Origin of the sequence: Rhizobium sp. BK313 (assembly GCF_014193655.1) — a bacterium.
Taxonomy (GTDB): Bacteria; Pseudomonadota; Alphaproteobacteria; order Rhizobiales; family Rhizobiaceae; genus Rhizobium.
In genome coordinates, this window is record NZ_JACHZQ010000019.1 from 1 (window position 1) to 19,653 (window position 19,653).

Annotated in this window: 19 protein-coding genes; 11 read left to right on the forward strand and 8 right to left on the reverse strand. The window is 60.9% G+C overall.

Features of this window, described 5'->3' with window-relative positions:
• Positions 1-222 precede the first annotated feature (222 nt).
• The 3 genes from FHT86_RS37510 (at position 223) to FHT86_RS37520 (ending at position 2,676) form a co-directional block, all read left to right on the forward strand.
• Positions 223-1,242, forward strand: coding sequence for a LysR family transcriptional regulator (locus FHT86_RS37510; protein WP_166656704.1), 1,020 nt, complete (start codon positions 223-225; stop codon positions 1,240-1,242).
• Between the two features lie 85 nt (positions 1,243-1,327).
• Positions 1,328-2,167, forward strand: coding sequence for an amidohydrolase family protein (locus FHT86_RS37515; protein ID WP_133704814.1), 840 nt, complete (start codon positions 1,328-1,330; stop codon positions 2,165-2,167).
• Between the two features lie 65 nt (positions 2,168-2,232).
• Positions 2,233-2,676, forward strand: a complete 444-nt coding sequence (locus tag FHT86_RS37520) for a nuclear transport factor 2 family protein (protein WP_166656705.1) — start codon at positions 2,233-2,235, stop codon at positions 2,674-2,676.
• 88 nt (positions 2,677-2,764) lie between these two features.
• Here the strand turns inward: FHT86_RS37520 and FHT86_RS37705 are convergent, their stop codons facing one another.
• From FHT86_RS37705 to FHT86_RS37530, 3 genes are read right to left on the reverse strand one after another with little or no spacing between them, the layout of a single operon-like run.
• A complete protein-coding gene (locus tag FHT86_RS37705; RefSeq protein ID WP_208116626.1) occupies positions 2,765-3,022 on the reverse strand; it encodes a hypothetical protein in 258 nt (85 codons plus the stop codon).
• A 38-nt stretch (positions 3,023-3,060) separates the two neighbouring features.
• Entirely contained in the window at positions 3,061-3,924 is an 864-nt protein-coding gene (locus tag FHT86_RS37525) for an iron-containing alcohol dehydrogenase (protein WP_208116627.1), read from the reverse strand.
• 14 nt (positions 3,925-3,938) lie between these two features.
• Positions 3,939-5,246 carry an MFS transporter gene (locus tag FHT86_RS37530; protein ID WP_166656706.1) on the reverse strand — a complete coding sequence of 436 codons (1,308 nt, stop codon included), beginning with the start codon at positions 5,244-5,246 and terminating at the stop codon, positions 3,939-3,941.
• A gap of 494 nt (positions 5,247-5,740) precedes the next feature.
• Between FHT86_RS37530 and FHT86_RS37535 the strand changes: the two genes are divergently transcribed.
• Entirely contained in the window at positions 5,741-6,613 is an 873-nt protein-coding gene (locus FHT86_RS37535) for a hypothetical protein (protein WP_133704817.1), read from the forward strand.
• A gap of 58 nt (positions 6,614-6,671) precedes the next feature.
• On the opposite strand, the gene FHT86_RS37540 is transcribed toward FHT86_RS37535, so the two are convergent.
• The 4 genes from FHT86_RS37540 to FHT86_RS37555 all read right to left on the reverse strand — a co-directional run bounded on the left by FHT86_RS37540 (position 6,672) and on the right by FHT86_RS37555 (position 11,020).
• Positions 6,672-7,349, reverse strand: a complete 678-nt coding sequence (locus tag FHT86_RS37540) for a hypothetical protein (protein ID WP_133704818.1) — start codon at positions 7,347-7,349, stop codon at positions 6,672-6,674.
• A gap of 74 nt (positions 7,350-7,423) precedes the next feature.
• On the reverse strand, positions 7,424-9,040 hold the full coding sequence (locus FHT86_RS37545; RefSeq protein ID WP_133704819.1) for an ABC transporter substrate-binding protein: 1,617 nt from the start codon (positions 9,038-9,040) through the stop codon (positions 7,424-7,426).
• Between the two features lie 102 nt (positions 9,041-9,142).
• Positions 9,143-10,201, reverse strand: coding sequence for an aldo/keto reductase (locus tag FHT86_RS37550; RefSeq protein WP_133704820.1), 1,059 nt, complete (start codon positions 10,199-10,201; stop codon positions 9,143-9,145).
• Between the two features lie 30 nt (positions 10,202-10,231).
• Entirely contained in the window at positions 10,232-11,020 is a 789-nt protein-coding gene (locus FHT86_RS37555; protein ID WP_133704821.1) for a hypothetical protein, read from the reverse strand.
• Between the two features lie 355 nt (positions 11,021-11,375).
• On the opposite strand from FHT86_RS37555, the gene FHT86_RS37560 reads away from it, so the two are divergent.
• The 5 genes from FHT86_RS37560 (at position 11,376) to FHT86_RS37580 (ending at position 17,320) form a co-directional block, all read left to right on the forward strand.
• A complete protein-coding gene (locus FHT86_RS37560) occupies positions 11,376-12,335 on the forward strand; it encodes an ABC transporter permease (RefSeq protein WP_166656707.1) in 960 nt (319 codons plus the stop codon).
• Between the two features lie 55 nt (positions 12,336-12,390).
• The gene (locus tag FHT86_RS37565; RefSeq protein ID WP_166656708.1) at positions 12,391-13,284 is read left to right on the forward strand and encodes an ABC transporter permease; all 894 of its coding nucleotides are present in this window, start codon (positions 12,391-12,393) and stop codon (positions 13,282-13,284) included.
• Positions 13,281-15,404 (forward strand): ABC transporter ATP-binding protein, encoded by a 2,124-nt coding sequence (locus FHT86_RS37570; RefSeq protein ID WP_133704824.1) that lies wholly within the window; start codon positions 13,281-13,283, stop codon positions 15,402-15,404. The genes FHT86_RS37565 and FHT86_RS37570 overlap by 4 nt, the downstream gene beginning before the upstream one ends.
• Before the next feature lie 170 nt (positions 15,405-15,574).
• Positions 15,575-16,330, forward strand: coding sequence for an alpha/beta fold hydrolase (locus FHT86_RS37575; RefSeq protein WP_133704825.1), 756 nt, complete (start codon positions 15,575-15,577; stop codon positions 16,328-16,330).
• A gap of 21 nt (positions 16,331-16,351) precedes the next feature.
• Positions 16,352-17,320 carry a D-2-hydroxyacid dehydrogenase family protein gene (locus FHT86_RS37580; RefSeq protein WP_133704826.1) on the forward strand — a complete coding sequence of 323 codons (969 nt, stop codon included), beginning with the start codon at positions 16,352-16,354 and terminating at the stop codon, positions 17,318-17,320.
• A gap of 287 nt (positions 17,321-17,607) precedes the next feature.
• On the opposite strand, the gene FHT86_RS37585 is transcribed toward FHT86_RS37580, so the two are convergent.
• On the reverse strand, positions 17,608-18,333 hold the full coding sequence (locus tag FHT86_RS37585) for a dienelactone hydrolase family protein (RefSeq protein ID WP_133704827.1): 726 nt from the start codon (positions 18,331-18,333) through the stop codon (positions 17,608-17,610).
• 154 nt (positions 18,334-18,487) lie between these two features.
• On the opposite strand from FHT86_RS37585, the gene FHT86_RS37590 reads away from it, so the two are divergent.
• Complete coding sequence (locus FHT86_RS37590) at positions 18,488-19,387, forward strand: LysR family transcriptional regulator (protein ID WP_133704828.1); 900 nt, start codon at positions 18,488-18,490, stop codon at positions 19,385-19,387.
• 25 nt (positions 19,388-19,412) lie between these two features.
• The coding region (locus FHT86_RS37710; protein ID WP_208116628.1) for a hypothetical protein at positions 19,413-19,653 on the forward strand (241 nt) is incomplete at its 3' end.

Here is a 19,653-nt window from a genome sequence, read left to right on the forward strand (position 1 = left end):
CGATTGGGTCAAGCGGCTGGATGCCGGCATGAGCATCCCGGATCTGGTGCAGAATATCTACCAGAACTTCCCGCATCAGAAAAAGGCTTGAGCCCAGCGATGGTGCAATCCCTCGGAAACTGACCAAGCGTAAGGACGGCCAAGCAAATGACTTCCCTCAGTGGGCACGATACCATAGCATCATTGCTGACGCTTGGTCCCTTGCGAACGGGTTCGCATAAAATGGCAAATAAGAAGCCTCCGCGTCCGCAAGACGCAGCGCTTGACGACGAGGCACTCCTCGACGCGCTGGCACTTTTGCCGGCGGAAGCGGCGCGCGATCCGAAGCGAGACAGGATCGCCGGCCAAAGGCTCAATCTCACAAGGCTTCGCTATTTTGTCGCCGTCGCCGAGGATCTCCATTTCGGCCGCGCCGCCCAGCGCCTGGGCATATCCCAGCCTCCCCTCAGCCTTCATATCAAGGCGCTGGAAGAGGAGATCGGCGTCGACTTGTTCACGCGTGTCAATCGCAAAGTTTTCCTGACCGCGTCTGGTCGCATTCTGCATCAACAGGCCGCCCGCCTGCTCGACCACGTCCAGAGGGTCGATCACATCATGCAAGGCGTCGGTGCCGGCGAATATGGCGAACTGTTCGTCGGCTGCGTGCCTTCGGCCATGTATGACATCCTGCCGAAGATCATGCGGCATTTCCGCGGCCTCCACCCCAAGGTCCATCTCGTGCTCAAGGAAGGGCATACGATGGACATCACCGACGAAGTGGTGGAAGGCCGGCTCGATATCGGACTAGTCTGGCGCAACGTCTCCGATCCCTCTCTCGGCATCCAGCCGATCCTCAGGGAACAGTTCTCGGCGATCGTTCCCGCCGATCATCGCCTCGCCAAGAAGAAGACCCTGTCCCTTCGCGACCTGGCGAGCGAATCCTTGATACTGCCGCCACGCAAGGTGTCGCCATACCATTACGACCACATCATCGCAGCCTTCGCCAAGCAGGGCCTGAACCCCCGTATCGAATATGAAGTGCCGACCATTCTGTCGCAGATCGGCTTCGTGGCCTCGGGCTTCGGCGTAGCGATTTCGCCCAGCGTCGCGCGACGTTTCGCGACCGACGGCGTTGCGGTCATTCCGTTCGCGGAAGAAATGCCGCCCGTCATCCTGTCGCTTGTGTGGAACAAGGAGCGCGATTCCAACGCCGGCGAACAATTCCGCGAGGCCGTCAAAGGTCTCTACAGGTCCGATAGCTAGAAAATCCAATCACGGTCGCGCCGTTCAAGGGCACGCTGCGCGTCATTGCGCGCGCTCTCGCCGTCCATAACATTTGGAGATCACGATGTTCGTCATCGACAGCCAAATCCACCTTTTCCTTCCCGATACGCCCGAGCATCCGTGGCCGGCGGAAACCCGCGGACTGGCCCATGGCCAGCTTCATTATTTGCCTGAGGACATATTCCCGCAAATGGATGGCGCAGGCGTCGATCGGGCCGTGCTGGTGCCGCCGAGCTGGGCCGGCGACGACAATGGTCCCTGCCTTGCCTGGGCAGCCGAATATCCGGACAGGTTTGCGGTGATGGGACGGTTCGACCTGCTCGATCCCAACCGCGGCCGGCTGGAAACATGGCTCGAGCAGCCGCACATGCTCGGCGTCCGCTTCGCCGGCGCCTTCCATCGCGGCGAGTGGCTTGACCTCGAAAAATTCGGCTGGTTCTGGGCGGCGATCGAGCGGCTGCAAATTCCAGTGATGCTGCTGGCGGCCGCAGAACGGATCGACCTCGTCAAAAAGATGCTGGAGCGACATCCGCAAGCGATCATCATCATGGATCACTTCGGAACTACGATCGGCGACCTCACTCAGATCGATCCATGGGCTTTTCAGGACAAGGTACTGGAACTGGCGAAATTTCAGAACGTCTACGCCAAGCTGTCAGCGCTGCCGCTCAATACGCTCGAACCCTATCCCTACCCGTCGCAGACGCCCTTCATCCGCAAGGCCTATGATGTGTTCGGGCCGCAGCGCCTGGCATGGGGCACGGACGCCAGTCGTTTCCGCCGCTCGACCTATAAGGAGGCGGTCGACCATATGCTCCACACGATCGATTTCCTGACGGAAGAAGACAAGGAATGGATCATGGGCAAGACCATCGCCAAGGTGCTCAACTGGGCGATCGGCTAGGGAGCGGCGGCGAGCCGCACAACAGGAATAACATCGATCAGACCAAAACCCCGGGGAGGATTATCATGGTCGCAAAAGCTCTACCCATCGAAGACCGGCTGGCGATCAACGACTTGTTCATTCGCTATGCCACCTCCATGGATTCGGGCGATGTCGAAGGCGTCGTGGGTTGCTACACCGAGGATGCGGTACTCACTGGATCTTCGACCGGCGAGCATCGCGGCAGCGAGGCGATCCGCGCCTTCGCCAGCCGCTACGCCAATTTTCATGCCAACGGCGCGCAGCTGCGCCATTTCATCACCAATATCATCGTAACGCCCGAGGATGGCGGTGCGAAAGTGACTGCCTATCTGCTGACCTCCTATACGCAGGACGGCAAGCATGAGCGCATGCGGCCGGGCCACTATATCTGCCATGTCGTAAAGCTCGATGGAGAATGGCTGTTCAAGAGCCGTTTCGTCGCCCAGGACAGCCCGATGGGCCTGAATGTACCGCAGTCAAGCATATAAGCCTGCCGCACGGTGAACGCAAACCCCTTGAATCCGGCCGATTCAAGGGGTTTTCTATCTGATTTTGCTCATTGCAGGAGGGCAAATCTCATGCAGCCATCTGCAATATGGTCCGCACATCGGCAAGGCCGATATCCCGTCTTTCACCCAGTGCCGTCTGATCGCCCCGCTCGAGATGCTCGACGATCTCCGCCGGATCGATCTTGATCGGCGCCATGTCGGAAAGCCTGACGGGGCACCCCATTTGCCGAAAGAACTCCTCCGTCCGCCGGACCGCCGCTTCGCCTGCGGCGTGCGTATCGGCCTCATCGATACCCCAGACGAATTTGGCGTAACGCTGCAGCATCGCTTCCTTGGCCCCGTTACGGAAGCGCAGAAGTTAAGTTACGGCATAACCATCGACAGCGTCCGGGCATGGTCGATGTCGTAGATTGCGGTGATAGCATGGCCGATCATATGGGTAGACCAATCCTGCGGGACGCCGGCACCGATCAGGCCGTTCAGCGCCTGATTTGCGGCCCACATCACCGTCTCGCGTGCCTCGGCGTCGTTGCGATCGACCAGGCGCGGCCCCCACTCAATCAGCGTCCTCATCAGCACGTCGCTGAAGCCGTACTGAACCGGCGCATTGACCGGCAACGTCAGATATTGCTCGACGACATGCGTGAAGGCGTCGACAACCCCGTTCTGCAATTGTCTGATATCGAGGCTCGTCATCGTGTCGGGATCGAGGATCGCAAAGCGCGGGCGCGCACGTTGCTCGGCAAAGGGAAGTTTCAATCGTCTGCCGCGATGGGAGATGACCGATACCGGATTGCTCTCCGATCCCGTCGCCGGCAAGGTGAGAACCGCACCGACCGGCAGGACAGTCGAAACCTCCCCTCTTGCCAAAATGTAATCCCAGGCGTCGCCGACATTCAACGGCGCGACGGTGGCGAGGAATTTCGCCGCATCCACGACAGAGCCGCCGACGACGCCCAGAATGAGCTCGATACCCTTCATCCGCACTACGGCCGCCGCCTCCATGATCGTCTCATAGACGGGGTTCACTTCGATGCCGGCAAATTCGGTAACCTCGCAATCGCGCAGGGCGGCCATGGCTTTATCATAGATTCCGTTGCGTTTAATGCTGCCGCCGCCATAGAGCAGCAGCACCCTGGTGCCGGGCGAAACCAACTGCGACAAAGTGGATATCTGCCCCGCACCGAAGACGATTTCGGTCGGATTGCAAAGGCGGAATTGAATCATCGTCGTCTCCAACATCATTGAGCCGGATGCAATACCGGGCTTTTCTCCAACACGGGCTCGCCGATCGGCTTACGGGTCATGAACAACGTCAGCAATGTGCCGATGAGAGCGATGCAGCCTGTCAGGGCCATGGCGCTGTCGAAGGTGCCGGTCGCCTGGACAAGATAACCCGTGACGATCGGCGCCAGCATACCGGCGCTGACGCCGCCAAGCGTGAAGATCGCGAAAGCCCGCCCGACATCACCAGACGATTTCAGGCGATCGTTGACGAGCGCGAAATTCATCGATTGGGCAAATGTATTGCCGCTATGGGCAACCGTCAAAAGAACCATCGCCATGGGCAATGACCCGGCAAAGGGCACAAGGATCACGCAGGCCGCGATGATATTGGCGATGCCGACGGCATAGCGTCGTTTGCCCGCCCGCAGCGCGTCGGTAGAGAGCAGGCGGTCGCAGATGTAGCTCAGCAGGAGGCTCGTGGTGGCGCTGACGATATAGGCGATCGCCGTATAGGAGCCGGTCTGCAGGACAGTCAGGTTGTAATTCTGCTGCAGCAGCGTCGGCAGCCAGGCCGAAAAGAAATAGGAGGTGTAGTTCACGCAGGACTGCGTCAGCGCCAGGCCCCACATCGTCGGGGCGGCGAAGAGGCCCTTGTAGCCGAGCCCAGGCCCGGTATCGACGGCCACGGTTCCGAAATCCCGCTCGCGCAGGATCAAGTCGCGTTCGGCTGGTTCCAGCCATTTCGCCTTTTCCGGCGGCTCGTAGAAGGCCCACCACAGCGCAACCCAGATAAAGCCGAGGATACCGGTCGCGATGAAGGAGGCGCGCCAACCCCAGTTGGTAACGATCCATGCGAGGATGGGCGCGCCCAATCCCGGCACGCCGACCGATCCGAAGAACCAGATCGCCGTGGCAAGGCCACGCTCGCGCCTGGGCGTCCACGCGCGGATGGTGGCATGGGCGGCCGGATTGGCCGCGGCTTCGAAACCGCCGTTGCCCAGCCGGGTGATCAACAAGGTCGTTGCAGAGGTGGCAAAGCCGCTTAGACCTTGAAACAGCGACCAGAACGCGGCCGCGACAGCGGCGGTGACTCGCGGCCCAAACCGGTCCGCCGCGGAACCCGAGGGAAGCAGGCAAACGGCGTAGAGCCAGAGAATGGACGAGAACAGATACCCCATCGCCACAGGCCCAAGGTTCATCTCCTTGGCAATCGTGCTGCCGGCGATGGAAATCGTCAGCCTGTCGAGATTGTAGATGCCGAGAAACACGAGCAGCGAAAGGTATATGAAATAGCGCCTGTGATTGCGTAAGAATTGAACCATCCCGACCTCCCCTCGAGCTTTTGTAATTCGTTGTTTTTCCTGAAATACATTCAGGGCAGTGCCGGCTACGCGAATTGCTCCGCAACTGCCGCTCGCGCATTGGAGCGCGATCTCCTCCGGCCGATGCGGCGCCATCCTTTGCCGTCTATTCCCCAGAAGAAAAAGAAGGACAGCTACGTTCGATATCGTCCAATACCAATATCAGCGGTCGTCGATACTTTTTCAAAATGACCCGAATCCACCCTGCCCTAATCCTCCCGTCGGGCCTGGATGCCATGTCGATGACATACCGGGCCGGGATTTGCACATGGATTGGGATAGAATTGCCGCTCTGCGGAAAATCGCGATCCTTTTGGGGAAGATATCGATGGCCGCTGATATTGGTATTGGACGGTATCGATCGCGAATGATTTTCTCGGAAGATCGGCGGAGGTTCGGCGAAGAGCCCTGCCGTTCGACTGGGGACTATTCCGATGAAATGGGAGTGAGAGACAATGCCATATACGAAGGGCCTGATCGGGACCTACCGCCGCCTGTACGAGGATCCGCCTGACGAATCCCATGATGGTGGCCAGTTCTGGTTTCATCGCACACAGAATATGATCGCTGTGTATATGGCGGGGATGCCGGGGGCGAAGTTTCGCCGCCAAGAGAATCCCGACGAATATTTCGTTTGGCCGCTGTTTCATCGAGCCCGCGTCACGGCGGGCGACGCTTCCGTGGATGTCCCGGCCGGGTCTATCGTCATCGTCCCGCCGGGAGACAGCAGCATCGAGCTGCTGGAAGAAGGCCATGTCTGGCTTGGTTTCACCAGCCTATCCTCTGACCTCATCGACCGCTGCCCGAACAAAAGCGAATATGACACGCCGCTTGCTCATGTAACACCCGTGGTAACATGGCCGGAACCGGTCGGTGGCTACCGCATTCGCGTCTATAATCTCTTCGATCTGCCTGCCGGCAAGCCGCAATGTTATGTCCATCGCACGGCCATGACGAATTTCGGCTACGGCTTCCCCGCCTTCTCGCATGCCAAGCCGGACACGGATCTGAGCCCGCATTTCCATGACGATTTCGAGCAGATATCCCTCGTCCACTCCGGCACGCACGTCTATCATATGCGACGCCCCTGGGGACGCGATGGCACGAAATGGATGCCGGACGAGCATGTCGTCATTTCCACGCCCGGGATCGCCGTCGCCAAGCCACCGGATATCCATACCATCCAGGTGGTCTCCAACGGCACGCCCGGCGGTGTCCTGGACTTCTTCTCGCCGGTGCGATGGGACTATTCGACGCGTAAGGGAATGGTGACCAATAGCGCCGATTACCCGGTTCCCTCGGAGCCTCCGACCGCGAGCAGGCCATGATGCAAAAAGGGGTGACATTGTTCGCCCCTTTCCTATTGGAAAACGCATGCCTGCGGTGTCACGAAGACGGCTTGATTACCCGGTAGTCCAGCGTCCACGCACCAACATGGCGCTTCCATATCGGCGGGCCTTCGGTCCAGGGCCCCCAGGCCGCGACTTCCTCATCGGTCGCATCCTTGAAACCGACCGCTTCATAAAGCACGAAGTAACGAGGGCATCCGGGCGCCGGATGCAGATCGGCATGTTCCAGAGTCCAGCGGGTTGCGCGCGTCCAGCGCCGCCGCTGCATGGCCTCGCCGACATGCACTTTGGTATAGAAGCGGTTCCAGTCGGCAATTTCGGCCTCAGTGGCGTCGAGCGGCGGGCTGAGAGCAAGCAACCGCACACGGTCGGGCTTGGCCTCGACCTGACCGGTGTCCGATATCTTCCGCCACGTCATGCTCCACATCGCCTCGAAGACATCGCTCCACGGCTGGTTTCCACCGGGCGTGAGCGAACTGGTGTCCGAGGTGGCGGCGAACTCGAAGACCGACAGAAAATCCGGACCGAAGGAACGACGAGGAGACTGCGCCATTTTTTCCAATCGATGGGAGACTGTGGCGCCGGGAGAACCGGAGAGCGCCGACAGTTCGACATCGTCGAGATAACAGCGATAGGCCTTGCGCTGTTCGTCCGTCGCGCCGACGAGGTTGGTGCCGCTCCATCGCATGCCGGAGCCCGAGAACAGATTTTCCATGGTCTCTCCTGAGGACAAAGCACCGAGACGGAATCTCATGATCCTGTCTCGGCAGAAACGTCAACGTACCGTCGTCAGCAACTTTTCCAGGCATGGAGGAATGTCACCGTATTGCCGAAATAGGAGATGCCATGCAGGCAGGGCGTGTAGACGTTGTATCCCGGCGCGGCGATCACGGGCAGCACATAGGCGTCACTCGCCAACTGCTTGAAAATCGTATTCCAATCCTGCTGCAGGGCTTCGCCGGAATCGCCGAGCGACTTATTGAAAGCGTTCGTGATCACCGGATCATCGACTTCGTGTTGCTGATCAAGCGGCTGCTGCGGCGTGATGTACTTCGCAAACAGCCTTGGATCGGGCACGCCCCCAGTATTCACGAGGTAGGCCTGGTAGGTGCCGTTCTGCAGGATCGCCGTATATTGCGCCGGCGGCGGCAGGTAGATTTCGGCATCGATGCCGCATTCGGCCCATTCCTGCTGCAAGGCGACGGTGATGTTCTTGCTGATGTCGCTCGTCAGCTTGAACTTCAAACCGCCAAGTTGCTTGACGATGGCTTTCGCCTTGTCCCGATCGTAGGGATAGGGATTGAGCGCCTGGGCAGCGGCGACGGTCTGCTTGCCTGTGGCATCCTTTGGATAAAGATCCATGCCATTCGCAGGGCCACCCCAGACATAGGCTGGTTCGGCAAAACCACCGAGCGTCTGTTCGGCAATGGGTTGGCGGTCCATGCAATAGGCCAAAGCTTCGCGCGCCAGCTTGTTGTTGAATGGCGGCGCGTTGGTGAAATCCACGAATGCGAAGCTGGCGCCTATCCCTTGCGAGCTTGCGAGATTGGGGTTGGCGAGTGCTTGCTGGATGATTTCCGGGTCGAAGGCGAAAACACCGATGCCCGGCAAAAGGTCAACCTGCCCGCTGACAAGCTTCTGATAATTGGCCGTCGCGTCGGTGCCGGTCAGCACCTCCTTGATGCTGTCGAGATAGACGTGGCCTGCGTCCCAATAGTCGGGGTTCTTCTTCAGGATGATCGACTGGTTGGGGATATGCGTCTGGACGGTATAAGCGCCAGCACCCACCGGGAAGAGGTCGAACTGATTGCGGCCAAGCCTCTTGAAAGCAGTGGGCGACGCGACGAGGCCGACGGCCTGTGAGGCGAGGGCTGCGACGAAGGTGGTGTTCGGCGCCTTGAAATCGACCTCGACGGTCAGGTCGTCGATCTTTTTCACCGCCTTGACCCCGGTCAGGTAAATCGCCGCCTTGGAGGACGGGTTCATGTCAAAATCGGGCGACCACAGCCAGAGGATCGCATCAGCGTTGAACGGCGTACCGTCGGTGAACTTGACGCCTTCGCGCAGCTTGATGGTCAGGACAGTGTTATCGCTGTTGTACTGATAGCCTGTCGCAAGATCCGGGATGACCGGACCGCCGATTTTTTCCGGAGACAGGAACAGGCTCCCCTGGATCAGCGAGGAGATATTCAGATTGCCGACATGATAGCCCGGCTCGAGCCAGGACAGATTGGGCCAGGGCGTGCCGTTGACGCCGGGAATGATGACGGTGCCACCCATTTTCGGCGCGTCGTCACCCTTTGCGATCGAAGCGCCTCCCCAGGCCGCCATCGCCGCAAGCATCCCCATCGCGATCGCGGCACGACGGAGCCTTTGGCCTGCGCCTTCATTCAAATGCGTGCGCATTCTCGTCCCTCCTCCGTTTTGATCGTCATTGTTCGCTCCCCACCCGACTTGCGAACCAGGAATTTCTGCCGGCGCCAGCGGCGCACCAGTTGATGGCCCTTGCTAGCGACGCACGCTGGCTGGAATGCTCGCCAGTACGTTGTTGACGACCGTAAGTTCGTCTGCGGTCAGCGGGTGCTCAGTCACTTTTGTCTGCGTGGCAATCTCTTCCGGCGCGTGCGGTCCGATCCACAACGACGCCACCGGCTTTTGCGCGAGCGCCCACGCCTGGGCTAGTTCGAGCGGCGCGCGTCCGAGCTCTTTGGCGCAGGCGCGGATCTTTTCCATCGCCGCAAACGCCTCGTCGTTCCAGAACGGGTCGATGTAACGCTGGCGCGCGCCTTCGCCACTTGGACGCTCGCTGTTGCGGTCATAGTGACCGGTGAGCATGCCGCCGGCATCGGTAATCGCTGCAAAGAAGCTGGCGCCGGTGTCGCGTAGCGCCGGCAGCACTTCGCCCTGGACGCCGCGGTCGAGCATGCTGAAATTGAGCTGCAATGCCTCGAAGCGCTGCAAGGCCCGCTTGTCGGAGATCCATAGCGAGCGGACGAACTGCCACGCGTTGAACTGGGCACAGCCGAGATACCGAACCTTGCCGGCGCGCACGAAGCCATCGAGCACGTCCATGGTTTCTTCGAGTGGCGTCGTCTGGTCGAAGAAATGCGCCATGTAGACATCGATATAGTCGGTCTGCAGCCGCTTCAGACTGCCGTCCAGCGCCTGGATCATGTGCTTGCGGTTGAGCCCGCGCGCGGTGGGCGCCACCCCCGCATGCCAAAGCTTGTAATCGTCGAGATTGCCCGTCCGCTGGGCGACATAATCCTCCTTGATATCGATGGGCTTGCCCTGGCGGGAATAATTGCCATAGGCGCCCACCCGATATCCGGCCTTGACCATCAGCACGAGATCGTCGCGACGCGACTTGATCGCCTCGCCCAACATCCGCTCGCCTTCGCCGACATTATAATCGTCGCCGGTGTAGAAGGTTGTCACGCCGGCATCCCAGCCGGCATGAACGATGGCGTCGAGCTCCTGCTGGCTCAGCGTCTGGCCGAAATGGGCGCCGCCGATGACGAAACGCGAAACCTTGAGACCTGTCCTGCCGAGATTGGTATAATGCATGTGTGCGGCTCCTTCCCTTCGGCAATTCGCTTAAAGCATCCGCGCCGTGTAGCGGGCGCTGGGATAGATGCAGGTGGAGATACGGCGATAAAGGTGTCGCCAAACGATTTGGCGATGCCGCCAGACACGCGGCGCTGATTCCTGCTCCTTGGGAGCGACAGCGCCCCGTGCAAATGCCGCCGCCGTCTCGGCGCCGGCTTCGTAGATACTGAGGTAGCGCGGCCGATCCGTCGCCTCGCCTGGCTTCGTGCCCAGCTCTTCGAATTCATATTTAATCACGCGCACGTAGCTAAGATCGTTGCCGGCATCGAGGCTACTCTCGCTGCCATAGAACGCACGGAAGGCTGCCTGATCGGCTTTGCTTGCATCGGCTGGCGGATCGATGCCCTCCAGCACGATAGCAACCGGCGGGCCGTCGGAAGGCCCGGATTCGCCGAGCTTGTTGCACATCAACCGTCCCCATTGCCGGGGTCCGCGGCCGACGCCCATCCAGATAGGCGGTTCGGGCAGATAGTCGGGCCGCCAGCTGCCGGCAGGATCCTCGGCGCGTACGACGAAAACCTGCGCGCCGTGACGGCTTGCCCATTCGTAGAGTGACAGCCATTTCGGACCAAAGCCGCCATTCGTATCGGGCACGGAAAGCTCATAGCGATAGGCGCGCCGGATGCCGGGATTGTTGCGCACGACATCCGGCGTGTGAACCTCGGTGTAATACCGGCTGAACTCGGCCAGTACCGCCGGGTCGGTATCATCAGCCGGATCGATGCAGGTCATCTGCAGATACGGTTCGGCAAACTCCAGGCTTTCGCTGTCGTTCATACAATCCTCCAGGTCGGCGGCACAACGAGCCGGCATTCTCCATCCACAGACGTCATCCGTGATTTCATCGATACCGTCCAATACCAACATGCGCTCCCATCGATAGCTTTCCGAAATCGAACGACGGTGGCGTTCGACATGCGATCGATTTCGAAAAGCTATCGAACGCTACCTGACATGGTATTGGACGCTATCGACGAAAGCTGGCCCAGTAGCGGTGAGATTGGGAGGCAGCTTTGAAAATCACGGCATGGCGCTCTAAAGGCGCGACAAGATTTCCATCCCTGGGCCGATCGGGTGCTGCCGAGCCGGAAGACTGTTCCGGGACGATGATGCGTGGTGAATGGAGATTGCCATGCTGCGCATGACAGCCATCCGCATCCCACAGATGATCGTGGTCATCCTCATTGTGACGATCATTGCCTTTGTAATGGTGAACCTGCTGCCCGGCGACGTCATCTCGGTCATTCTCGGAGATCAATATACGCCGGAGGCCGCGGCCGAACTCACCAAGGAACTCGCCCTCGATCAGCCCATTCCCGTGCGTTACGTGATCTGGCTATGGCATGCGATCCACCTCGATTTTGGCAGCTCGCTGGCCACGCATGTGTCGGTGATGGAATCGATGCTGCAGGATGCGCTGCCGACTGTCGAGCTGGTCATCGGCGCGATGTTCGCTGCCATCATATTGGGGTCGGCGCTCGCCATCGGCGCGGTCGTCAGCCGCAATCCCTGGATCGACCGCGCCGGTACGGCGCTGGCGCTCGTTTGCACGTCGCTTCCCAATTTCATCCTGGCGCTGATCGTCACCACGATCTTCGGCGTACAACTGCACCTGATCCCCACCATCGGTTGGGCTGACCCGGGCGATGCCGGCTGGGGCGCCAATATCCGCGCGATCATCGTACCGTCGATCGTTCTTGGCCTGACGATCTTCCCAAGCATCATGCGCATCTTCCGTGCCGAACTGCAGGAGCAGTTGGAGTCAGAAGAGTACGTAACACTCGCCCGCATGAAGGGCGTGACCGGCTTTGGCCTCGTCTGGCGGCATGTCGCCCGTAATTCGGCCTTCGGCCTCATCACGGTCGTCGCGGCAGGCCTGGGCCCGCTGGTATCAGGCGCAGTCATTCTCGAAAACATCTTCGCCATACCCGGTCTCGGAACCTTGTTGTTCCAGGGTATTCAATTGCATGACTCTCCCGTCGTCGTCGGTTGCGTCACGATTGTGGCGGTCATTGTCGTCCTGTCCAATCTGGGAGCGGATCTAGCCTATGCCATGCTCGATCCGCGTGTTCGTGATGCCCTCAACCGCTGACCTCTCCGCCATTAAAGCTAAGCGGGCCCCGGCAGCAAAGCCGGCGCCGGCCCGCGTGACTCTGTCGGAGGCCGATCTCGAATGGGTCGCGACCGGCGCGCGGGTCATCTGGCGAAAGAAACTGCTGCGGACATTGCGGACGCTACGCGACCCCGGCGTCGCCATGCCGGCGGCCATTCTCCTCTTCATCATCCTCGGCTGCTTTTTCGGGCCGATCGTGCTCGGCCTGCCCGATCCCAATATCGGCAGCCTGCGCCAAGGGCTTTTGCCGATCGGCTCGCCCGGCCATCCGCTCGGCACCAACAATCTCGGCAACGACCTGCTCTCGCGCCTACTTTACGGTGGCCAGGTGTCGATCCTGGTCGGCATCGTCGCAACGGGCATGGGGTTCGTTGTCGGCATGACGCTCGGCGCCATCGCCGGCGTGTTCGGCGGCGTGTTCGAGGCCGCAATCATGCGCATCTTCGACGCACTCTATGCCTTTCCCTCGCTGATCATCGCGCTTGCGATCGCCTCCTATCTCGGCCCTTCGGTCTTCCATACGATGATCGCCATCGCCTTGTTCACGGTCTCCGGCTTTGGCCGCTTGGCCCGCGGCCAGACGATCCGCGTGCGCAATTTCGACTATATCGTTGCCGCGCGTTCCTGCGGCATGTCCGAGGTCAAGATCGTCTTCGTCCATGTGATTCCCAACATCATCCCGCCGTTGATTTCACTGGCGGTATTCAACATCGGCAACGCCATGGTCGTCGAGGCCGGCCTCAGCTATCTCGGCCTCGGCATCCGTATCCCTGATCCGAGCTGGGGCAACCTGATTGCCGACGCCCAGCCTTACCTGTCGCGGGACCCGATGCTGATCTACATCCCGGCGGCTGCGCTGTTTATCACAGTGCTCGCCATCACTCTCCTGTCCGACGGTTTCCGCCGGCGAATGGCACTTGACAGATGACACTACACACGCCCACCACCCTGCGCGATCTCGCGCCGTTGCCGGCAGCCACCGCAAATCGCGGCCCGATCCTCGAGATCAACAACCTGACGGTACGCCTCAAGCGCATTCCGGGCGATGTCACCATCCTCGACAATGTGAGCTACAGGGTTGAGCACGGCGAGGCGATCGCCATCGTCGGCGAATCCGGCGCCGGCAAGTCGGTCAGTACCCGCGCCGTCCTCGATCTGCTTGACGACCGCAGGTTTGTCATCGAAGGCTCGATCAGGCTCGACGGCAAGGAGCTGGTGACCATGCCGCGCAGCCGGCGGCGGAAGTATATCACCAATGTCGCCTCCCTGGTCTTCCAGGATCCGACCCGCGCGCTCAATCCCTCGATGCACATCGGCGCGCAGATCGCCGAGGCCATGTACAGGGTCAAAGGCCGCCAGCCACGCTACACCAGAAAAGAGGCCGAGGCCCGTGCGCTCGGACTGCTGCGGGCCGTGGGCATCGCCGATCCGGAAGAGCGCTTCCACGCCTTTCCACATCAGCTCTCCGGGGGCATGCGCCAGCGCGTCGTCATTGCCGTTGCGATCGCCTGTGCGCCGAAAATCATCTTCTGCGACGAGCCGACTTCGGGGCTGGACGTGACGACCCAGGCGCTGATCATGGATCTGCTGCAAAACCTGCGCAAAGAGCTCGGCGTCGCTATGGTGCTGATCACCCACGATCTATCGCTGGCGGCGTCGCGCGTCGACGATGTCATGGTGATGTACCAGGGCAGGCTGGTGGAGCGCCTGCCGTCAAACGGGCTGTTTCACACCGCCGCCATGCCTTATACCCAGGCCTTGCTGCGGGCAATGCCGGGCTTCACCGGCGAGGTGCCCGAGCCGATGCCGACGCTGCCCTATCGCCTGCGCTCGAAATGGGTCGGATGCGCCTATGCGCCCATCTGTCCGCGCGCCCAGGATATATGCCGCCAGGAGAGACCACCGCTTGTCGGCCTCAGCGGCAAGCATGAGGCGCTTTGTTTCTTTCCCGGGCCGTCGACGGAGACCGCCAAACGGCGCGCTACCGTCGTCAGCGATACCAGACCAAGTCCAGCCTCCAGCAAGTCGGAGCCGCTGTTGGTCTGCGACGATGTCGTGCAGGAGTTTCCGGTGCGGCGCGGACTGTTCGGGCGCGGACTGGTTTCGGCGGTCGATCACGTCTCCTTCGAGATCGGCCGCGGTGAGACGCTGGCAATCGTCGGCGAGACCGGATCGGGTAAATCCACGCTGGCCAGGGTAATCGTCGATGCTGCCGGCCCCAAATCCGGGCGCATCAGCATTGCCGGCAACGATCTGACAGGCACACGCGCGGTCTCGCGCAAACGACATGGCGAGATGGTGCAGATGGTGTTCCAGGATCCGCTCGGTGCGCTCGATCCGAAATGGACGGTGGCGAGCCTGGTTGCCGAACCGCTCGGCGCCCGCACAGGCCTGTCGGCCGAACAGAAACGCCGGCACGTCGCGGAAATTCTCAGCCGGGTGGGACTTTCGGCCATTGAATTCGGCGCACGCCTGCCGCGCGAGACCTCGGGCGGCCAGGCTCAGCGCATTGCCATCGCCCGCGCCCTGATTTCCTCCCCGGACCTGGTGATCTGCGACGAGCCGGTGACAGCACTCGATGTCTCCGTGCAGGCGCAGATCATTCGGCTGCTGTTCGAGCTGAAGCGCGATCTCAACCTGACCTACCTGCTGATCGCCCACGACCTTTCCGTGGTGCGCGTTCTCGCCAACCGACTAGCCACCATGTATCTCGGCCGATTCTGCGAAATCGGCGATACCGTCGACATCTTCGAACGGCCGGCCCATCCTTATACCGCGGCACTGCTGTCGGCGATCCCGCCGCATCCCGACGATCCGATCGAACGGCCGCGCATCCGATTGCTGGGCGAGCCGCCTTCGCCGCTCGCCCCACCTTCCGGCTGTCGCTTCCGCACCCGCTGCGCCTACGCCAAGGACATCTGCGCGAAGGTCAAGCCCGAGCTGCTCCCGCATGGCCCCAACCGCAGCGTCGCCTGCCATTTCCCCATCACCGAGGCAACCAAAGGAGAAATGGCCAGCCTATCCGCATCGGCGCTACCGCCGATCTGACGTCCGGTTCGCCTTATCGCGAGCCATGAAAAACCCCCGCGTGAACGGGTGAAGCGAGATTCGAAGGTCTAGAGCGTTCGTCTCGGTCGATAGACTTTGCCTACGCATTCCGTTGTCTCGATGGAGAGAACGTCGCCAATTTGTCGAACAAAACCGACCGGAGGACCGAAATGCCGCTGCTGCGCTTGGACGATGCCCAAATATATTATGAGGTCAGCGGTAGCGGTTACCCGGTCCTGCTGTTTGCCCCCGGTTTTTTGAGCTCGAGGATCGAGCGATGGCAGATCAACCCATCGAAACCTGGCGTGGTGCAGGATTGGTGCGATCCGGTGCCGGTCTTTTCTCAGCATTTCAAGGTCATCGCCTTCGACGTCAGAAATGCCGGACGTTCACGCGGTACTATCGACGCCGACTATGATTGGGACAGCTACACCCGCGACCACATCGCTCTGCTTCGACATCTGGGCGTCGAGCGATGCCATGTCATGGGCGCCTGCATCGGCGTCTCCTTCGCGCTTTCGCTCGAAGAGAAAGCACCGGGGACGACCAGCGCCATGGTGCTGCAGAATCCGATCGGCCTTTCCGACGTCAACCGCCCTGTCGTCGACCGCGAGATCGGCAGCTGGTCGGCCGGCATTGCCAATCGTCCCGATGTCGATCCGAGATTTTTGAGCCAGGTCGCGCCGCGCATGTTTGGCGGCGACTATGTCTTCAGCACCACGCGCGACTTCACCGAACGCTGCGGCGTTCCGACACTGCTCATGCCGGGCAACGATACCATGCACCCCGTCACCGTATCGGCCGACATCGCTCGCCTCACAGGCGCCGAGGTCGTCGACCCCTGGAAGGGCCCGGACTACCGGGACGCGGCGATTGCCCGCGCCCGTGATTTCTTTATCGAGCATACGCCGGGGGGCTGTTGCTAAGGACAAATGGAGGACGAACCGATGACAAAAGTTGCTGTACTGGATGATTGGCAGGGCGTGGCTGCCGCCAGCGCCGATTGGAGTGCATTGACCGCCAAGGCGGATGTGACGTTTTTCGAGAACTCGCTTTCGAGCGAAGACGAAATCGCCGATCGTCTCAAGGATTTCGATATCCTGATGTCGATGCGGGAGCGTACGCGATTTCCGGCAAGCCTGGCGGCGAAGCTGCCGAAACTGCGGATGCTGAACGTCACCGGCGGACGCAACCGTTCGGTGGATCTTGCCGCCCTGCAGGCAAGGGGCGTCGTGGTTTCCTGCACAGAATCCGGCAATGGTGGCGAGGCGACGGCCGAACTTGCCCTTGGGCTCATGCTTTCCGCCGCCCGCCACCTGCCCGCGGCCGATGCGGCGATCCGCGCCGGCCGTTTCCAGAACGGCGTCCCCATGGGTACCGTGCTCAGCGGCAGGACGCTCGGACTGATTGGTTTGGGCAATCTCGGCAGCCGGATGGCCGGCTATGGCAAGGCGCTTGGAATGAAGGTGCTGGCGTGGAGCCCGAACCTGACGGTCGAGCGGGCCAAGGAGGCCGGCGTCGAGTTCGTTCCCAAGGCGGAGCTTCTGGCGCAGGCGGATTTCGTCAGCGTCCATGTCGTACTGGCGCCGACGACGATCGGCATTCTCGGCAAGGAGGATCTGGCACGGATGAAGCCTGGGGCGGTGCTCATCAATACCTCGCGGGCGCCGCTTGTCGATCAGGACGCGCTCATGGACGCCGTCACCCGCGGCGCGATTTTTGCAGCACTCGACGTTTACGAGCTGGAGCCGCTTCCGCTCGATCATCCCCTGCGCAACGCGCCCAACACCGTGCTCACTCCCCATCTCGGCTATTGCGTTGCCGAAAACTTCCGCGTCTTCCACACGCAGGGGATCGAAAATGTCCTGGCGTTCCTGGCGGGAGCGCCGATCCGTCCGATGAAGCCGCAGATGTAGCAAAAGTCCGGCGTCCTGCGATAAGCGGCGCCGGATGAACTTCGAAATCGGGAAAGCAAGGCGACCAGGATTGGGAATTGCGGGTCGAAACGTAAGGGTGGCTTCCGTCACGCATGGTCGCGGAAATGGCCGCGACCATGCTTGTCCGGGTGACATCGCGATCGCGGCCCCGAATTCAAGGGACCAGAGAAATGTGGCTCTTCATTCGCGGCGTAGAATTTAAGTCCGCGCATGGCTGGCTTCGATATCCGGCGCAGGCTGGCGCAAACGCCAGCCTGCCGATAAACCTATTTCAGGTTGCGGTCCCACAGGTCGAACAGCGTGTCCCAGACCTTTTCGGAGGCAATCGGGTCATAGCTCGGCCGGGCGGCAAAGCAGAAGCCGTGATGCGCGCCCGCCAGCGTTTCCAGCGTGTAGGTCGTTCCGGCATTGTCGAGCGCCGCACGCAGATCCGGAACGACATTCTCGGGAACGCCCGGGTCGATTTCCGCAAAACCGAAATAGATCTCGCCCTCGATCTTGTCGACCTGCAGATGCGAAGAATCCGGCTTGTCGGTGACGACGCCGATGCCGTAGAGCGAGGCCGTCGCCCTCATCCTCGGGAAGGCGGCGGCGACCGCCGTGACGAAGGGGCCGCTCATGCAATGTCCGACGCAGCCGAGCGGTCCAGCCTTGACCTGTGGCTGCGCGTCGAGAAAGGCAATCATGCCGCGCGTGTCTTCGACGACATCGGTATTGGTGATGCTGCGAAGGGCGGCGCTGATGACGGCCGACATCGGCGAATTGCGCCGCGCGACATCGAAACGCACCATCCCAATGCGGTAGTAAAGATCCGGCAGCATGCAATAGTAGCCGGCCTTGGCAATCCGCCGGGCCTGGTCGCGCAGCTCCTCGCGAATGCCGGGCGCATCCATGTAGAGGATGATGGCGGGGTATGGCCCGGCCCCATCCGGGCATGCGACAAAGGCGTTCTGAAGACCGTAGAGCGTCGGGACAAGCACTTCTTTTTCCATTGGATATTTCCTCAAGGACGGCGTGCCGCGGTAACCGGCGCGGCAATGGATCAGCCGCGTAGACGCAGCAGTCCGCTTCAGATCCCAATCTAGCAGCGGCGCCGTTGCGTGAAAAATCGATTATTTGGACTGACTACGATAGGTATAACCAATCATGCATATCACGCTTGCGCAGATCACCGCTTTTGAACGCATCGCCCGTCTCGGCAGCTTCCATGCGGCCGCGAGGCATATCGGCATTACCCAGCCTAGCATCTCGCAGCGCATCCGCGATCTCGAGGCCAATCTCGGGGCACAGCTCTTCACGCGCAACGGGCCGCGGGTGATGCTGACATCGGATGGGCAGACGCTGATCGACTATGCCGACCGGCTGCTCGGCACCGCCGACGACGTCGTGCAGCGGTTCAAGTCGAGGGACCCGCTGCTCGGCATGCTGCGTCTCGGCGTCACGGAAAGCTTCGCGCTGATCTGCCTGACGGATCTGATGAAGCGGCTGGAGGTAGGTTATCCCCGCCTTAGGACATCAGTTGTCGTCGGCGACACCGGTGTTCTCAGCAATCTCCTGAACGAACACAGGCTGGATCTCGCCATCGTCCCTGATCCAGACATTGCCGCCCACGTCCGGCAGATCCCCATGGGGCAGAATGAATTGGCCTGGATCGCCGGTCCGCAAATGGACGTGCAACCCGGCATTCTCACGCCATCGGATCTCGTCGATCGCCACATGATTGTCGGGCCACAGACGGCGCGGTCTTACGCGGCGATGACGGCATGGTTTGCGACGGCCGGCCTCGCTCCCGATCGCGTCAGCACCTGCAACAACATGTCGGTGACCATGCAGATGGTGATGGGCGGCTTTGCCATAGGCCTATTGTCGCTGCGCGCGGTTGCCAGCGACATCGAAAAGGGTCGCGCCGTCAAGCTTCTCACCTCGCCCCCGATCGATGCGCACAAGGTATGGCTCTGCTATCAGATCGCGCAGTTCGGCCCGAACCTTGAAGCGATCGTCGACCTCTGCAAGGAGCTGGCCGCGCAGCATCAGCTCTTGCAGTGATTTCCACGCCTATCATCGCGCCGGTATGATTGAGGACGCCGACCGGCACACGCTTTGGGCGAAATGGCGCCAAAAACAACGGCAACCCGTCGAAGCTGGAGACAGCAAGGCGGCCCTGTGCCCGCAAACCGCCAACCCATTCATAAAAGCTACTGATCGCCTTCAATATTGGTATTGGACGCTATCGAAGATAGCTGGTCTTGCTGGGTTGTGCGGCGCTGTTTTTAGGCGCTTGGCAATCAGGAGAGATTTTCATGGCCGCGAAC

Coding starts and splice junctions, on each gene's coding strand:
- FHT86_RS37510 (WP_166656704.1), top strand. CDS start 223: ATGGCAAATAAGAAGCCTCCGCGTCCGCAAGACGCAGCGCTTGACGAC.
- FHT86_RS37515 (WP_133704814.1), top strand. CDS start 1,328: ATGTTCGTCATCGACAGCCAAATCCACCTTTTCCTTCCCGATACGCCC.
- FHT86_RS37520 (WP_166656705.1), top strand. CDS start 2,233: ATGGTCGCAAAAGCTCTACCCATCGAAGACCGGCTGGCGATCAACGAC.
- FHT86_RS37705 (WP_208116626.1), bottom strand. CDS start 3,022: ATGCTGCAGCGTTACGCCAAATTCGTCTGGGGTATCGATGAGGCCGAT.
- FHT86_RS37525 (WP_208116627.1), bottom strand. CDS start 3,924: ATGATTCAATTCCGCCTTTGCAATCCGACCGAAATCGTCTTCGGTGCG.
- FHT86_RS37530 (WP_166656706.1), bottom strand. CDS start 5,246: ATGGTTCAATTCTTACGCAATCACAGGCGCTATTTCATATACCTTTCG.
- FHT86_RS37535 (WP_133704817.1), top strand. CDS start 5,741: ATGCCATATACGAAGGGCCTGATCGGGACCTACCGCCGCCTGTACGAG.
- FHT86_RS37540 (WP_133704818.1), bottom strand. CDS start 7,349: ATGGAAAATCTGTTCTCGGGCTCCGGCATGCGATGGAGCGGCACCAAC.
- FHT86_RS37545 (WP_133704819.1), bottom strand. CDS start 9,040: ATGCGCACGCATTTGAATGAAGGCGCAGGCCAAAGGCTCCGTCGTGCC.
- FHT86_RS37550 (WP_133704820.1), bottom strand. CDS start 10,201: ATGCATTATACCAATCTCGGCAGGACAGGTCTCAAGGTTTCGCGTTTC.
- FHT86_RS37555 (WP_133704821.1), bottom strand. CDS start 11,020: ATGAACGACAGCGAAAGCCTGGAGTTTGCCGAACCGTATCTGCAGATG.
- FHT86_RS37560 (WP_166656707.1), top strand. CDS start 11,376: ATGCTGCGCATGACAGCCATCCGCATCCCACAGATGATCGTGGTCATC.
- FHT86_RS37570 (WP_133704824.1), top strand. CDS start 13,281: ATGACACTACACACGCCCACCACCCTGCGCGATCTCGCGCCGTTGCCG.
- FHT86_RS37575 (WP_133704825.1), top strand. CDS start 15,575: ATGCCGCTGCTGCGCTTGGACGATGCCCAAATATATTATGAGGTCAGC.
- FHT86_RS37580 (WP_133704826.1), top strand. CDS start 16,352: ATGACAAAAGTTGCTGTACTGGATGATTGGCAGGGCGTGGCTGCCGCC.
- FHT86_RS37585 (WP_133704827.1), bottom strand. CDS start 18,333: ATGGAAAAAGAAGTGCTTGTCCCGACGCTCTACGGTCTTCAGAACGCC.
- FHT86_RS37590 (WP_133704828.1), top strand. CDS start 18,488: ATGCATATCACGCTTGCGCAGATCACCGCTTTTGAACGCATCGCCCGT.